The 595-nt window shown below is 37.6% G+C and carries 2 protein-coding genes; both read right to left on the reverse strand.

Annotation, left to right across the window (positions count from 1 at the left end; genetic code table 11):
* Positions 1-358: 16S rRNA (guanine(527)-N(7))-methyltransferase RsmG (gene rsmG, locus ACRCJ0_RS18560; RefSeq protein WP_431391657.1), on the reverse strand; the 358-nt coding region annotated here is incomplete at its 3' end.
* Between the two features lie 55 nt (positions 359-413).
* Positions 414-595: DsrE family protein (locus ACRCJ0_RS18565; RefSeq protein WP_431391659.1), on the reverse strand; the 182-nt coding region annotated here is incomplete at its 5' end.

Raw genomic sequence — 595 nt, forward strand, 5'->3', positions numbered from 1 at the left:
TTAAACCAAGTTCATTCACCACTTCATTGATAAAGTTGATACGTTTATTCAATGAGTCAACAATAGTGATGTCTAAGTTTGGAAAGGCAATTTTTAGTGGAATGCTGGGGAACCCAGCGCCTGAACCGACGTCTACTAAACGGTACGTTTGATCGGCCATTTCAACGTGCATAGCGACAGTCAGTGAATCATAGAAGTGTTTCAAATACACTTCTTCTAGTTCTGTAATGGCTGTTAAATTAATTTTTTCATTCCATTCAACCAATAATTCGAAATAACGGTTGAATTGTGTCATTTGTTGGTCATTTAAGTGGATTCCTGCATCCGCTAAGCTACTTTTAAATAATTCTGGGTTCATGATTGTCTACTTTCTATATTGAATTCTGGATGGACCGATAAAGTAAGGTTATTAATTAAGCGCGAATATAGGCATAGCCATCATGTTGACGGTTAATTAATTCGGCAATACCTGATGTAACCGGGGTAAATAAGCGATTATTCACCATTTCTGGATCAAACCCTTGAGCTTGTAGCGCATGTTGGCATAACTCAATCGTCACACCTTGTTTCACGAGTTTTTCTAAGCTTTGGTGAA

The organism is Aerococcus sp. L_32, from assembly GCF_050689315.1.